Source organism: Pyxidicoccus caerfyrddinensis, from assembly GCF_010894405.1.
GTDB classification, from domain to species: domain Bacteria; phylum Myxococcota; class Myxococcia; order Myxococcales; family Myxococcaceae; genus Myxococcus; species Myxococcus caerfyrddinensis.
On record NZ_JAAIYA010000010.1, the window covers coordinates 315,564 to 328,997 of the forward strand.

Sequence of the window (13,434 nt, forward strand, 5' to 3'; positions counted from 1 at the left end):
GTCGCGGAGTACGTAGGGTGAAGTTGCTAGCGTGGAAGGTTCAACCCGTAGCACCGACGTGAGGGAACGCGATGGAGAGGATATCGAGGCTGGTGGGCGCGGCGGCGATGGCGGCGTGGCTGGTGGGCTGTGGCGGGGTGGTGGCGGAGGACGAGGCGGCGCAGGAGCCGGTGGTGGAGACGCAGCAGCAGGCGGTGACGGATCCGCCGGGCTGGTACTACCGGTGCGTGGTGGACACGAACGGCTACCAGACGGGGCAGTGCGCGTTCTGGTTCTCGCTCGGGTGCGGGACGGCGTCGGGACGGCACTGCACCGCGGGCGTCTACGCGCCGGCGACCGGCCAGCTCTGTGGCAAGCCGGTGAACGCCACGGTCTGCGACTAGAGAGTGTCCGCAAACGCGAGTTGAACGACGAGCAGTGGGAGCGGCTTGCTCCCCTGCTTCTGAAGTCGAGCCCCGCACCACAGTCGCCGCCAATGAGCCGGGGCACCTCCACCAGCGCATCGCCGAAGCAGACCGACAGCCGCGCGCGCAGGGCACTGCCAGCGAGCGCGTGCGTGAGCCGCGCCTCGTCCGCCGCGCCCAGCCGGAACTTCGAGTCGCTCCCCACGTAGCGCAGCACGGCGACGTCGCGGCAGCCGAGCTCGTGCAGCGCCCGGAGCCGAGCGGGCCCCGCTCCGTCGTCGCGAGGATGTTCACGCCGAAGGACCGCCCCGCTCGGGCCAGGTGACCAGAGCCCTATTGACGCTGTGCCAATAACGGCCCATCATTCCCGCCAAAGTTGAAAGGTGTGGAATCCGCGCTCAGCGAGACACTCAGCGTTGACTCACCTCCGGGACTACCGCCTCGCCACGAGGCATGGCCGCTGAGTCAGCAGCCTCGGCGGCCTGTCCCTCATGCGGACTTCACCTGCTTCCTGTCGCGCACCCGCGGCGGGGGTGTGGACGCACGCAGCGAAAGAGGAGGAAGCCATGAGTGGAGTGAAGAAGTGGTTGGCGTCAGCCAGGGCCACCGTGCCGTGGGTTCGAGCGTTGCTCGTCGCGGGAGCCCTGGTGTTTCCCGGCATCTCGAGCGCGGGGGATTTGCTCGGCAGCAGCCGGGGCGGTTCGGTCCAATGGGACTCCTGCTACGGCAAGCCAGACAGCGCCGTGCTGCCCGTGGACCCGCGGACCCTGGTGCAGCCTGGCATCAGCAACGGACGCGCGGTGCACTTCAATGCCTTCTGGAAGAACTGTCATGTCGACCCGGTGGCGGTGCAGGAGGTTGGCCCGGCGAAGACCTGTGGAGAGCTGCGTCAGCGCTTCAACCACGGCGCGGGGTTGCTGACGAACGGCCACCCTGGCGTGGGCGCGCTGTTCACCGGCACGGACCCCACGCGGCCCGAGTCGGGGCTGGGCATCGCCACCTTCACCTCGCTGCAGTACAACGAGCTGTGGCGAATCTGGGGCTTCCCATTCCGTCCCGACAACTTCGACAGCCTGATGGCCCAGCGCTATGGGTCGGCGCTGAACTCCGAGCGCAATCCCTATCCGCTGCCCGGGCAGAACCCGAACTGGAGCAACGGAGGAAGTGGTCAGCTCCCGCAGATGCTCACGCAGCTTCGCAACCCGGATGGGAGCTGGAGTGGACGCATCGGCGTCACGTGCCACGCCTGCCACAGCGGCGCGGTGGGGACCCCGGCGGATGGTCCGGGGCTCGGGGTGTTGACGGGCGGTGGTAGCAGCCTGGCGGACCTGGACCTGTTCCTGAGCGACCTGCTGCCCCTGGGGTATCCGGCGTCGCTGGCCACCTTCGCGAACCTCAACCGCACCCGAGGCACCAACAACGCCAGCGACATCAACCTCGCCTTCCTGTTCCCGGACGAGACGCTGCTGACGCCCGCCGAGGTCATCGGGCTCATCAACTCGGGGTCGACCGCCGGCATGGATACGCCCGCGTGGTGGAACATGGGACACCGGCCGGTGAAGTTCGTCGACGGCGTGTTCCCCATGGATGCGCCGCGCGTGGACATGGTGTTCTACACCCCGTTCTTCGGCCTGTTCGGTGGAGTCGGCGGGCCGGTGAGCGAAGCGGGACAGGACTGGATGCGCGCCAACGGCCCGCCGCTCAACACCTGGGTCGAGTCGCTCAAGTCTCCGCCCTATCCGCTGTCCATCAACCCGACGCTGGCCGAACAGGGCGCCGTGCTGTTCCACACGCTCGACATGTGGGCTCCGGGGCGCAACAACACCGTGCCGCGGCCCCAGGGCAACGGCTCCTGCGCGAGCTGTCATGGCGCCTACTCACCTCGCTACGTCAATGACCCCGCGTTCCTCGCGACCCCGGCGCTGGCGGGCATGGCGAGCTACATCGTTCCCCTGAACATCATCGGCACCGACCCGGTCCGGGTGAACACCAACAACCAGGCGGTGCAGTCGGCGGGCGCCAAGAACTTCTTCGGCTATCCGCAGACGGCCGGCACCGCTCAGGACTGCGGTCCGCAGAACCAGCCGCACATTCGAGGCAACCGGGAGCTCGGCTACCTCGCGCCGCCGCTGTACGGCGTCTGGGCCACCGCGCCCTACCTCCACAATGGCTCGGTCCCCAACATCTGGGAGGTGCTCAAGCCTTCAGACCGCAAGCCCATCTGGCGTCGTGTCTCCACGCCTCCGCGCTGGGATCAGCCGCTCGTCATCATGGGCTTCGACACGAACCTGCAACGCGCGTATGACCCCGCGAAGCTCGGCTGGAAGTACGACACCATCGCCTGCCAGTGGCGCTCGCCGTTGAACCCCGCGGTGTCGCCGTACATCAACTGCGACCCGGGTGACGAGTTCCGCACGCCCCTGGCACAGGAGATGATGAACGTGCTCTTCAGCAACATCTTCCTCACCTGGAACATCCTCTACCCGCCAACACGCACGCGCCAGCAGCTCGAGGACCGGAAGATCTTCAACTCCCACGCCTTCGGGCAGGACAATGGCGGCCACGCGTTCAACTCCGTGCTCACCGACCTGGAGCGTGGGGCGTTGATCGAGTACCTCAAGACGCTCTAGGCCCAGGTAGGGCACGTGCGGAGGCACCCGCGCCACCAGTAGTGCCAACGACGTCGCGTCACGCCCACGCGTGCGCAGCGCCCACGCTGCGTCGTCTCGATTGTTCGAGGCGACGCGGCGTTCGCGCGTCTGGGCACAGGTCACGGATGGCTGACGCCGGTCAGGGCCCGCAGCCCACCGCGAGGGCCACCTCGGAGAGGCTCGTGGCGGCGACGATGAGCGGGGTCACCGCGACGAACCGCACCTGATCGATGAGCCAGTGGACGTCGATCATGAAGTTCACGATCTCGCCAATGTCGACTTCGATCGTGACGCCGTACGGTTGCCGGCTGTAGTCGATGCCACGCGAGCGAAGATAGCCCGCGAGCGCCTCGAGCTCTCCGAGGTGTACTGCAGAGCACGTGCCCGGCAGAGCGATGGCCCTGCCGGCGCCGTACTGAATCAACTCCACATGCTTCAGAAATACGCCCAGGGATCGAACGTGTTCCAGTCTACCCATCCGTACGGGCGGCCCATGTAGACGAGGCCTTGAGCCGTCGACTGTCCCGTGCTTGTGCCGAGTGCGAAGTAGATTGTATTGGCTTCGGCCTTTCTCGGACCCGCGCCCGCGCCATCCGCGTCAATGGCGATCGTGTTCAGCGCGCTCGCGTCCACGCCGTTTGCTACCAGCAGCGAGCGGATCGCGTCGGGGTTGTGGATCTTGACGGCATTGGTCAGCGTGGCATTCGCCGAGGACGATGTGCTGATTCTCTGCAACGCACCCCTGATCGACGCCTGCAGAGCCGCGGGGATCGAGGATTCGCACGGAGAAGGTTCAGCGGCCTCCGCTGGAAGTGATGTCGCACTGCTTACCGCGAAGACGGACGCGAGGAACATCCACTTCAGGTTCATGGCGATCTCCGTGTTGAGGGACTTCCTTCGGGTGTGCGGCTCCGCCAGGCGCACCGCTCGATGACACCAGGCGCGACGATGCACGCTGAGCCTACGCCGAATTTCGTGTATCAGGGGAATGCGTGCCGAAGCGGTGGTGACCGCACGGCGGGGCCTCATCGCCGGGGCGTTGGGGTGAGTGCCTCCGGAGAGGCGAAGCCGACGAAGAGTTCCCCGGTGACGTAGGCACGGTGTCCGCCAAAGGCGCGGCGGAGGTAGTCGTTGAGCACCTTGCGGCCCGTGCGGGCACGGTGGGTGGCGGGCCAGCGCAGGTGCATGCGCGCGCGGGCAATGCCTTTGCTGCCGCGGTGGATGAAGGTGACAAGGCCGCCCGGGGACACGTGCTCGACGACGCCGATGTGGGTGAGCCCGTCATCCCGGCGCCCATCGCGGTCCCGGTCATACGTCTCGCGGAAGAAGACGAGGTCCCCCGGGCGCGGCTTCGCGCGGTGGAGGGCACCCCGGCGGCGCGCGGCACGGTAGATGTGGGTAACGCCGTTCTCGCCCGGGCGGCCGGGGACAGGCGCCATGAGGTCGATGCCGACGTGGGTGTACGCCAGGCGAGCCAGCCCCGTGCAGTCGTCGGGCACGGTGTCGCTGACGGTGCGCAGGGAGGAGACACCGACGAGGCCGGTGGCCTTGTCGACGATGCGCTCACCGACGCGCGGGCGCGAGGCCGGCTTGCGGTCTGAGGCGGGCTTCTTCTGCTTCGCGAAGGCGGCCTGCCCGGACACAGTCCGAGCAGGCACGGGAGGCCTGGCGTGCGTGGCGACATCCGTGCCTCCGAAAGCCATCATCGGAGCGACCACTGCGACAGCGACCACAAGGACGTGACGGAGCATTGTTTCGCCCGACGGGGCCCGCCGTGGGGCTATTCACTCCATGAGTGTGCGCCGTCTGGCTTCCGCGCACGCAGGCAGGCCCGCTGTCCACCTGCGCGCCGATCCACCGTCACGGGCCCACCTGCTCCGGGCTCCCTTCCAGCGCGCCAGACCGATGACGGCGAGGGCCCCACCCCGGCTCATGACCGGTGGGTCCCTGGTTCGAATCCAGGAGGGCCCACTCCCCTTCCCCCGCCTGTCGCCTCCGGAGGACGCCACATGAACCACTGGGGCGGCCCGCCGTCGAAGCACGGCTCGATGCGCTGGGTGTCGAAGCCGAAGCCGCGATACCACTCCCGGTTGGACTCCTTCGCCGTCTCCAGGAAGCAGGGGTCGCCCTGCTCCGCCGCCATTTCCAGCCCGCGCTTCATCAACCGCACGCCGAGCCCGCGTCCCTGCATGGTGGGCTCGACGGCGATGGCCGCGAGGTACCAGTGCGGAGGCGTATGCGGGTGGTAGCGCTCGAGCCGCGCGAGCGCCTGGAGCGCCAGCCGCGCGCGTCCCGGGAAGTGACGGAGGCCCGCCCACACCGTCGAGAGGAACCGCGCCTGACGCCGCAGCGACTGTGGGAAGGCCCCCGGACGCAGCCAGGCCGCGACGCCGGCCAGCCGCCCGTCCTCCACCAGGGCGTGGACGGTGCCGTGATCCAGGCAGTCGATGACGGTGGCGATGTAGAAGCGGGAGGACACCTTCGCGCGCGTCTCCGCGTCGCCGGGGAACAGCTCCGCGAGGAAGGGGTAGTCGTCGAAGGCGCGGGCGCACATCGGGCCCACCTGGTCGAGCAGCTCCGGGCCCAATTCCTGGAGAGTCACGGTCATGTCGGCATCCGACGGTAGCACGCCCGCCGTGTGCCTCCCTGAACGGGGCCTCGTGCCGCGACGGAAGCCGGTGGAGGTCTCACGCCGCACGGGGTATTGAACCCCCACATGCCTCTGCGCCTCGTGAAACGGCTCGTACGGGATTGGTTCCTGGTCGGGATGATTCTCGCCGTCGTGCTGGCCACCCTCTTCCCCGACTTTGGCCGCACCGGGGGGACGCTGCACGCGGACGTCGTCGCCAACGTCGGCATCTTCCTGGTGTTCCTCCTGTATGGGCTCGGGCTGCCGCTGGCGAACCTGAAGGCTGGCGCCATGAAGTGGCGGCTGCACCTCGTGGTGCAGGCGTTCACCTTCGGGGTGTTTCCCCTGCTCTGGCTGCTGCTCAACCTCGTCGCGGGCCGCTGGCTTCCGCCGGACCTGATGCTGGGCTTCCTGTACCTGTGCGCGGTGCCGTCGACCATCTCCTCCTCGGTCGCGATGACGGGCCTGGCTCGGGGCAACGTGGCGGCGGCCATCTTCAACGCGAGCCTGTCGAGCCTGCTCGGTGTCGTGCTCACGCCGCTGCTCGTCAGCCTGCTGGCCACGACGACGGGACAGTCGCTGTCGCTGGGCGACGCCATCCTCAAGCTGGCGGGACTGCTCCTGCTGCCACTGGTCATCGGTCAGCTGCTCCGGCCGGTGCTGGGGAGCTGGTTCGCGCGCTACCGGCGCTACACGAACATGTTCGACCGGGTGTTCATCCTGGTGCTGGTCTACGCCTCGTTCTGTGACTCGGTGAAGTCAGGGCTCTTCACGAACCATGGCGGCGGCGTCATCGCGGTGACGCTCGGAGGGGCGGCGCTGTTCCTCTCACTCGTGCTGACGCTGAGCACCACGGTGACGCGGTGGCTCGGGTTCGAGAAGGAGGACGAGATTGCCGCGGTCTTCTGTGGCTCCAAGAAGACGCTGGCCTCCGGTGTCCCCATGGCCCGGCTCATCTTCGGTGCGCACCCTGCCCTGGGGCTCATCGTCCTGCCGCTGATGTTCTACCACCAGCTCCAATTGCTGGTCTGCTCGGTGCTGGCCGAGCGCTACGCGAGCCGCGAGCCGCGGCCTCCGATGGTTGCCTGAGGCAACCCGAAGTGGCGTTCGACGGGCCCCTCACCGAGCCGTCGGTCCCGACGTGAGGGACGGCGCAGCGGGGATGCCCAGCCCTCGCAGCCAACCCTGCGCGAGCGGCCCGGGGTCATGGCCCGTCTCTGCCTTCACGAAGTCGAGCAACTGCTGCATGCGCGCCGCCTTGCCCACGTGCAGCTGGTAGAAGCGCGCCAGCACGCGGTCCAACGCGGCGGTGCCCACCTGCTTCTCCAGCTCGTGGAAGAAGAGGCTCCCCTTCAGATAGGGAATCATGGAGGCCAGCGGGTGCGTGGTCATGTCAATCGCATTGCACGTGGCGTCCGGCAGGGCCACCGTGTCGCGCCGGGCCACCGCCCGCTCGAGATCCTGCCGCCTCGACTCCCACAACTTCGCCTCCGCGGCCTCGCCCTCGGTGGCGCGCACCGCGCGGGCCGTGAGGTAGTGCGTCGTCCCCTCGGAGAGCACGAAGTCCTCCCAGCATTGGATGCGCACTCCATTCCCAAACCAGCCATGCGCCGCCTCGTGGTAGTGGATCTGGCGGTCCGCCATCGACGCCGAGGCCAGGTGCCAGAACGGATGATGCTCCATGCCACCTTGGGCCTTGGGGCCCCAGTTCGCCGACACCGAGCCCACCTTGTCGCCAAAGACATAGGGCCCATACTGCGTCTCGAAGAAGTCCATCGCGTCCCGCAGATGGCGCGTGCCCTCTGTCGCAGCCTCTTCCTCTCCCGGCAGGTACCAGACGGACACCTGCGTCCCCGCGCGAGTGACGCCCAGGGGTCGCTCCGTATAGGCCCCCACGGCCCACCCCAGCATGTACGCCGGCACATCGCGCGCGATCGCTTTCGGGTACACAGCCACCTGCCCCTCACGCAGGTCTCCAATCCGCAGCGAGAACCTCGCACCGTCGTCCGGTGAGGGATGGCAGGGGAACAGGTTTCCACAAGCGGCCGGCCACGTGTAGGTACTCCCGGATTCGCGGTACCCGTCGGTGTTCGAGGTCGAGGAGAACGTGTAGTCGACGACCACGGTGCTCGCCCACTCCGGCACGCCGATGTCGAGCTGCCCGTCCTTCACTGTGTACTGCAGGCCGCCGCAGCGTCCGCGCACGCCGGTGATCTTCAGCTTGCCCACCTTCAGCGACAGCCCCGGCTCCTTCGACTCCGCCACCATGAGCGTGGCCGTGCCGCTCATGGCGCCGAGCTTCACGTCCAGTGCAGTCGAGGTGATGTCGCGCGCCAGTCCCTCTCGAGGTGGAGGCGCGGGGAGCCGTCCCACGGCGTCGCAGAGCTGGGGACACGCGGAGAGGGCCCCGCCCTCACCAGGCGAAGAACAGACTCGGGCCTCCCGGAGCCCGGACGCGTCCGGAGGCTCCGCGCACCTGCAGGACCCCAGGGTTCCCACGAGCAGGACGAGGACGGCGGTACCCGGCACAGCAAGCTTCATGACGTGAACTCCCTCCAGGCGGGGTGCGCTCCCCGGCAGCCCTCCCAGCATCCTGCATTCCAGGCCGGAACGCATGGGCGGTCTCCGCCGAGGCGCGACATCTCCGCCCATCCCCAAGCGCCCCATGCGGCGAACTCGGCCGTCCGGTGGAGCCGTGCTTCAGATGGTTGCCTGAGGCAACCAATTCGTTGACAATGGCAACGAATCCGGAGGAGCACGGACATGGGCGAGGCCAGGCACGAACGGACCGTGGCGGCGGTGCGGCACTTCAATCGCTTCTACACGCAGAAGATTGGCGTGCTGCCGGAGGGGCACCTGGAGAGCGACTTCTCCCTCACCGAGGTGCGGGTGCTGTACGAGGTGGCGAACCGGGAGCAGCCCACGGCGGCGGAGCTGAGCCGGGACCTGGGGTTGGACCCTGGCTATCTCAGTCGCGTGCTGCGCGCCTTCGGCACCCGGGGCTTCGTGACCCGGGTGCGCTCGGAGTCCGACGGGCGGCAGAGCCTCGTGCGGCTGACCCGGCGCGGAAGGGATGCCTTCGCCCGGCTCAACGCGCGCTCGAGCCAGGAGGTCGGCGCGCTGCTGTCCGGCATGTCTCCGGCCCGGCAGAAGCGCCTGCTGGAGGCGATGCGGAACATCGAGGAACTGCTCGGTGGCACGCCCCAGCAGGAGAAGGCGCCCTACCTCCTCCGGCAGCACCGGCCGGGTGACATGGGCTGGGTCATCCAGCGTCACGGGTTGCTGTACTCCCAGGAGTACGGCTGGGACGAGCGCTTCGAGGCGCTGGTCGCGAGCATCGCCGCGAAGTTCATCCAGGAGTACGAGCCGGCGCGGGAGCGGTGCTGGATTGCCGAGCGGGACGGAGAGAATGTCGGCTCGGTGTTCCTGGTGAAGGAGTCGAAGACGGTGGCGAAGCTGCGCCTGCTGCTCGTGGAGCCGTCAGCGCGGGGGCTCGGAATCGGCTCACGGCTGGTGGACGAGTGCGTGCGCTTCGCCCGTGAGGCCGGCTACCGCAAGGTGCGGCTGTGGACCAATGATGTGCTCCACTCGGCCCGGAAGCTCTACGAGCAGGCCGGCTTCGTCCTCGTCCACTCCGAGCCGCATCACAGCTTCGGACACGGCCTCGTCGGAGAGACGTGGGAGCTGAAGCTGTAGCTCCAGTCTCGGTAGGGCCTCTCGTCCCGTTCCAACCACACCGTCCGCCGTCCATAGGTAGCACTTGACCCGACGGGGCGGGCCGGGGGATGGAATGCCCGGCATGGCCGAGCGACTCGTCTTTCCACCCATCGTCGAGGGGCTCTTCGTCCGGGGACTGACCGGGCGCGTGTCCCCGCTGCTCAAGGAGCAGCTCCGGATGGAGGGACTGGACCTGGACCGGCCGCTGCTCCCCGCTTACACGCTGGAGACGTGGATCCGCTGCGTGGCGCTGACGGCGAAGGCGCTGCACCCGGAAGAGACCGAGGCGGTGGCGTGGCGGCTGCTCGGCGAGCGGATGATTGACGGCTACCGCGACACCATGATGGGGCGCGCCCTGCTCGGGGTGATGAAGCTGCTGGGGCCCTGGCGGATGCTCTGGAAGGCCCAGCACGGCTTCCGTACGAGCAACAACTACACCGAGGTGCGCATCACCGAGCGCGGGCCCAACGAGGCCGAGGTCTGGCTCAACGAGCCGGGCGCGCTGCGCTACTTCAAGCAGGGCGTCATGCTTGCCATGGGACGCGCCGCGGGCGCCCCCGCGACGACGGTGGAGGTGAGCCGGTTCGACGCGGACAGCGCCACCTACCGGGTCATCTGGAACGAGGCGGGCCGCTGACACGGCTTGCCGGAAGTACCGTCCCTCTGCGAGCGTTGGGCTTCGGACGGAGAAGCCGCCGTCACTGAGGGGGACGATATGCCTTCGAGCGAGCGCGCCAACCTGCCGCGCTGGAAGGGCCAGCCAGGGTTCTTCGAGATCTGGTTCCTGGTGGTGCTCGACCTGAACGGGGAGCGCGCGTGGTGGCTGCGCTACACCCTCTTCACCCCCGCGCCCGGTGCGCCCGGCGAGCCTCGCGCCACCGTGTGGGCCGCCGCCTTCGACAGCGCCTCGCCCACGCCCACGGTGGCGCTGAAGTCCCTCCACCCCATCTCCGAGTTCAGCGCCGGCTCGCCGGAGCGCTTCGGCATCCGCATCGGTGACTCGGAGCTGGGGCCGGGCCGCGTCCACGGACGGGTGGCGTCGGGCGGGCACTCCATCGACTGGGATTTGCGCTTCTCGCCAGAGACGTCCTCGGCGGTGCGCCGCGCGCCGAGGGGCACGGACCTGCTGCCGCTCACCACGCACGTGGCGCATGCCTACGACGACCTCGCCTTCACCGGCACCGTCACGGTGGACGGCCGGCGGTACGACGTCCGCGGCGCGCCGGGCCTGCAGAAACACCTCTGGGGCCACCGGCGCATCGAGGAGCTGACGTGGCTGTACGTCCCCGTCTTCAACGAGGACCCGAAGGCGTCCCTGGAGGCACTGTCCGTGCTGCCGAAGCGCGGCGGCTTCCCTCCCCGCCTCACGCCCATCTACCTGCGCACCGCGCAGCAGTCGCACACGTTCCACGAGGTGCCGGGCCTGTTCTTCACCCGCATGGAAGTGCCTCGCGCGGGCGAGCTGCACTTCGAGGCGACTTCCGCCACGGCCTCGATGAAGGGCCGCGCATGGTGCGACCCGAGGACGCTGGCGGGGTACGCATATCGAGACCCGACGGGCTGGGACATCCACGTGGCGCAGAGCGACGTGGCCACCTGTGAGGTGGAGCTGTTCACCCGCCCCCACCCCTTCGCCGCGTGGCGCCCGAATGGCCGGCTCACCTCGGCCGTGGGCGCGGTGGAGTTCCACGCGCCCGAGCCGATGGAGGGCGTGCGGTACATCGGCTGGGATGGCACCTCGCTCGACGAGCTCGCGCCCCGTGGCGCGGTGGAGGGACTGTGAGGCTGCTCAAGACGCCCCAGGCGCAGCCGGCGGTCATGCGGGCGCTGAATCCGAATCGAACGCCGGGGAGACTCGTCCCGCTGGAGCTGGCGCCCCGGCACGTCCATGCGCTCGGCCTCACGTACGCGGCGCACATCAACGAGACGGGCGGCGAGGCGGACGGCCCGGCCATCTTCACCAAGGACCCGTCGTCGCTGCTGCACGAGGGCGACACGGTGAAGAGTCCCTCGCACGATGCGCTGCTGATGGCCGTGGAGCGGCTGGATGCGCGGCTGGTGGCGTCGCTGGCGGGTCGGTCCTCCGCGCTGCCGCCGCTGCTGGACTACGAGGTGGAGCTGGGCCTGTTGCTACTCGAGGACGCGCGCGCCGCGGATCTGGAACGGCCCGGCTTCGCGCCGCCCGTGGGGTACTTCCTCGCCAACGACGTGACGGCGCGCTCGGTGCAGGTGTTGGGCGAGGGCCGGCCGGACCGGATGGCGTTCTGGTGCGCGGCGAAGAGCTTCCCGGGGTTCCTCGTGCCGGGGCCACTGCTCTGGGTGCCGGAGACGCCCCAGGCGGCGGCTTGCCTGGACGTGACGCTGTCCCTCAGCGTGAATGGCGAGCCGCGCCAGCAGGGCCGGACGATGGACCTCATCCTGTCTCCGCGCGAGCTGCTGCTCCAGGCGGCGCGGGCCGCGTCTTCGGGCGTGCTGGAGAAGGGAGACGTCGTGCTCACCGGGACGCCGTCGGGCGTGGCCTTCACCGTGCCCTCGTGGAAGCGGAGGGTGGGCGCGCTGCTGCCGGCGAGCGCGCGGCTGTCCGCCGCGCTGCGGGCCCATGCGCGAAACCCGCGGATGCTGAAGCCGGGCGATGTGGTGGAGATGGACGGCGGTGTGCTGGGCCGGCGCCGCTTCACCATCGGCTAGGATGGCGGGGATATGAGACTCACGCTCGCCATCGCGCTGCTGACAGGCGCGCAGCTCGGCTGCTCCACGCTGAACACGTCGGGCATGTCGGAGCTGTGCCGCAACGAATACAACTCCTGCCTCGACACGTGTCAGCCGCCGCCCCGGGCCTCCAACCGGTTCCCCGAGGGGCCCGCCAGCAACAAGCCGCAGAGCACCGAGACGGACTTCGACACGCCCGGCTGCGTCAACCAGTGCAACGAGCGCGCGAAGAGCTGCACCTGAGTGAGCCCCGCCGCTCGAGGCCACCTCACCCCGCAGCCTCCAGCGAGTCCAATATCACCGGGTACGTGTCGCGCGCCGCCGTGCTGCCCATGAACGTGTCCAGGTGCCCGTACCCCTCCAGCACCTTGCGCTGGTAGAAGTCCGCGCCGTTCTCCTCGCGCAGCCACTCGTACGTCAGCTCCGTGGACGCGGGCAGGTACGTGCCGTTCTGCTCTCCGGACAGGAACGTGATCGGCCGGCGCAGGTGCTCGGCCCGGAGGTAGGACGGCGGTTTCTCACGGCCGTAGCGCCGGAGGTTCTCCGTCTCCCCATGATCGAACCCCACCGCATGCCCCACGCGCGCCATCTGCGCCAGGTGGCGGAACGTCAGCATGTTGCAGGGGCCGAACTGCTCCTCCAGCCGGTCATGCGTCTCGCGGTTGAGCCGCGCGTGCTTGTACAGGTGCCCGTACATGAACGTCAGCCGGTGGCACACCGTGCTGTCGCACTCGTGGCTCAGCATGTCCGCGAACTTGCCGAAGGCCGCCTGCCACACCGGATTCTTCGGGTCCTCGTCCGGCGACAGGTAGTCCAGCGCCACGTCCAGCGTCTCCGGCAGCCGCAGCATCGCCTTGAGCTGCGTCACCGGCGGGACGATGTGGTGCAGCGCCACCTGCGACGCCACCACGCTGCGCACCTCCGGCAGACGTCCCGCCGCCATCGACATGAAGAACGCCGCCGAGCCCGCGCAGTGCACCACCGCCTGCACCGAGCTCCGCTTCGTCACCTCCAGGATCTTGCGCACGGCAGCCGGCATGTCGTGCTCGGCCGCCTCGTCCAGGGTGAACTGGCGCAGCGGCAGCTCCACGCTCGCGCGCCAGTCCAGCAGCCACGTGTCGTAGCCATGGCGCACCAGGAACTGGACGAAGTTCTCCTTCAGCGTGGGCAGCATGAACATGCCGCTCCACACCCCCGCCCCGTGCACCAGCAGCACCGGGCCCTTGGTCCCGCCCTGGTAGCGCGTGAGCCACAGCGGGACGCCGTCGCCCGTCTTGAAGTCGTGCCGCTGTGCCGGTGGAAGCGTGTCCATGGTCATCTCCTC

General features: G+C 68.9%; 14 protein-coding genes. 8 read left to right on the forward strand and 6 right to left on the reverse strand.

What is annotated here, in order from left to right; all coding sequences use genetic code 11:
• Positions 1-71 precede the first annotated feature (71 nt).
• Both G4D86_RS25305 and roxB read left to right on the forward strand, forming a co-directional pair.
• The gene (locus G4D86_RS25305; RefSeq protein WP_163996588.1) at positions 72-383 is read left to right on the forward strand and encodes a hypothetical protein; all 312 of its coding nucleotides are present in this window, start codon (positions 72-74) and stop codon (positions 381-383) included.
• Positions 384-970: 587 nt separating this feature from the next.
• Positions 971-3,034: a rubber dioxygenase RoxB gene (gene roxB / locus G4D86_RS25310; RefSeq protein WP_163996589.1), complete on the forward strand. Its 2,064-nt coding sequence runs from the start codon at positions 971-973 to the stop codon at positions 3,032-3,034.
• A gap of 160 nt (positions 3,035-3,194) precedes the next feature.
• Here roxB and G4D86_RS25315 read toward each other — a convergent pair whose 3' ends face one another.
• The 4 genes from G4D86_RS25315 to G4D86_RS25330 form a co-directional block, all read right to left on the reverse strand.
• Complete coding sequence (locus G4D86_RS25315) at positions 3,195-3,479, reverse strand: hypothetical protein (protein WP_163996590.1); 285 nt, start codon at positions 3,477-3,479, stop codon at positions 3,195-3,197.
• A gap of 11 nt (positions 3,480-3,490) precedes the next feature.
• Entirely contained in the window at positions 3,491-3,925 is a 435-nt protein-coding gene (locus tag G4D86_RS25320) for a hypothetical protein (protein WP_163996591.1), read from the reverse strand.
• Between the two features lie 155 nt (positions 3,926-4,080).
• Positions 4,081-4,761: an NlpC/P60 family protein gene (locus tag G4D86_RS25325; protein WP_163996592.1), complete on the reverse strand. Its 681-nt coding sequence runs from the start codon at positions 4,759-4,761 to the stop codon at positions 4,081-4,083.
• A 224-nt stretch (positions 4,762-4,985) separates the two neighbouring features.
• Positions 4,986-5,663: a GNAT family N-acetyltransferase gene (locus G4D86_RS25330; protein ID WP_163996593.1), complete on the reverse strand. Its 678-nt coding sequence runs from the start codon at positions 5,661-5,663 to the stop codon at positions 4,986-4,988.
• 108 nt (positions 5,664-5,771) lie between these two features.
• Between G4D86_RS25330 and G4D86_RS25335 the strand changes: the two genes are divergently transcribed.
• Positions 5,772-6,773, forward strand: a complete 1,002-nt coding sequence (locus tag G4D86_RS25335) for a bile acid:sodium symporter family protein (protein ID WP_163996594.1) — start codon at positions 5,772-5,774, stop codon at positions 6,771-6,773.
• 30 nt (positions 6,774-6,803) lie between these two features.
• On the opposite strand, the gene G4D86_RS25340 is transcribed toward G4D86_RS25335, so the two are convergent.
• Positions 6,804-8,225 carry a M1 family aminopeptidase gene (locus G4D86_RS25340; protein WP_240360463.1) on the reverse strand — a complete coding sequence of 474 codons (1,422 nt, stop codon included), beginning with the start codon at positions 8,223-8,225 and terminating at the stop codon, positions 6,804-6,806.
• 222 nt (positions 8,226-8,447) lie between these two features.
• Here G4D86_RS25340 and G4D86_RS25345 point away from each other — a divergent pair, with 222 nt between their 5' ends.
• The 5 genes from G4D86_RS25345 (at position 8,448) to G4D86_RS25365 (ending at position 12,353) form a co-directional block, all read left to right on the forward strand.
• Positions 8,448-9,380 (forward strand): bifunctional helix-turn-helix transcriptional regulator/GNAT family N-acetyltransferase, encoded by a 933-nt coding sequence (locus tag G4D86_RS25345; RefSeq protein WP_163996596.1) that lies wholly within the window; start codon positions 8,448-8,450, stop codon positions 9,378-9,380.
• A 103-nt stretch (positions 9,381-9,483) separates the two neighbouring features.
• On the forward strand, positions 9,484-10,038 hold the full coding sequence (locus G4D86_RS25350) for a DUF2378 family protein (protein WP_163996597.1): 555 nt from the start codon (positions 9,484-9,486) through the stop codon (positions 10,036-10,038).
• Between the two features lie 78 nt (positions 10,039-10,116).
• Entirely contained in the window at positions 10,117-11,184 is a 1,068-nt protein-coding gene (locus G4D86_RS25355) for a hypothetical protein (protein WP_163996598.1), read from the forward strand.
• A complete protein-coding gene (locus G4D86_RS25360) occupies positions 11,181-12,089 on the forward strand; it encodes a fumarylacetoacetate hydrolase family protein (RefSeq protein ID WP_163996599.1) in 909 nt (302 codons plus the stop codon). Before G4D86_RS25355 ends, G4D86_RS25360 begins: the two co-directional genes overlap by 4 nt.
• A 12-nt stretch (positions 12,090-12,101) precedes the next feature.
• Positions 12,102-12,353, forward strand: a complete 252-nt coding sequence (locus tag G4D86_RS25365) for a hypothetical protein (protein ID WP_163996600.1) — start codon at positions 12,102-12,104, stop codon at positions 12,351-12,353.
• 25 nt (positions 12,354-12,378) lie between these two features.
• On the opposite strand, the gene G4D86_RS25370 is transcribed toward G4D86_RS25365, so the two are convergent.
• A complete protein-coding gene (locus tag G4D86_RS25370) occupies positions 12,379-13,422 on the reverse strand; it encodes a lipase family protein (RefSeq protein WP_163996601.1) in 1,044 nt (347 codons plus the stop codon).
• Positions 13,423-13,434: the final 12 nt, after the last annotated feature.

What these genes read in the sequence shown, in the direction of transcription:
- G4D86_RS25350 (WP_163996597.1), top strand. Translation starts at nt 9,484, where the DNA reads ATGGCCGAGCGACTCGTCTTTCCACCCATCGTCGAGGGGCTCTTCGTC.
- G4D86_RS25365 (WP_163996600.1), top strand. Translation starts at nt 12,102, where the DNA reads ATGAGACTCACGCTCGCCATCGCGCTGCTGACAGGCGCGCAGCTCGGC.
- G4D86_RS25330 (WP_163996593.1), bottom strand. Translation starts at nt 5,663, where the DNA reads ATGACCGTGACTCTCCAGGAATTGGGCCCGGAGCTGCTCGACCAGGTG.
- G4D86_RS25345 (WP_163996596.1), top strand. Translation starts at nt 8,448, where the DNA reads ATGGGCGAGGCCAGGCACGAACGGACCGTGGCGGCGGTGCGGCACTTC.
- roxB (WP_163996589.1), top strand. Translation starts at nt 971, where the DNA reads ATGAGTGGAGTGAAGAAGTGGTTGGCGTCAGCCAGGGCCACCGTGCCG.
- G4D86_RS25370 (WP_163996601.1), bottom strand. Translation starts at nt 13,422, where the DNA reads ATGGACACGCTTCCACCGGCACAGCGGCACGACTTCAAGACGGGCGAC.
- G4D86_RS25325 (WP_163996592.1), bottom strand. Translation starts at nt 4,761, where the DNA reads ATGATGGCTTTCGGAGGCACGGATGTCGCCACGCACGCCAGGCCTCCC.
- G4D86_RS25320 (WP_163996591.1), bottom strand. Translation starts at nt 3,925, where the DNA reads ATGAACCTGAAGTGGATGTTCCTCGCGTCCGTCTTCGCGGTAAGCAGT.
- G4D86_RS25340 (WP_240360463.1), bottom strand. Translation starts at nt 8,225, where the DNA reads ATGAAGCTTGCTGTGCCGGGTACCGCCGTCCTCGTCCTGCTCGTGGGA.
- G4D86_RS25355 (WP_163996598.1), top strand. Translation starts at nt 10,117, where the DNA reads ATGCCTTCGAGCGAGCGCGCCAACCTGCCGCGCTGGAAGGGCCAGCCA.
- G4D86_RS25305 (WP_163996588.1), top strand. Translation starts at nt 72, where the DNA reads ATGGAGAGGATATCGAGGCTGGTGGGCGCGGCGGCGATGGCGGCGTGG.
- G4D86_RS25335 (WP_163996594.1), top strand. Translation starts at nt 5,772, where the DNA reads ATGCCTCTGCGCCTCGTGAAACGGCTCGTACGGGATTGGTTCCTGGTC.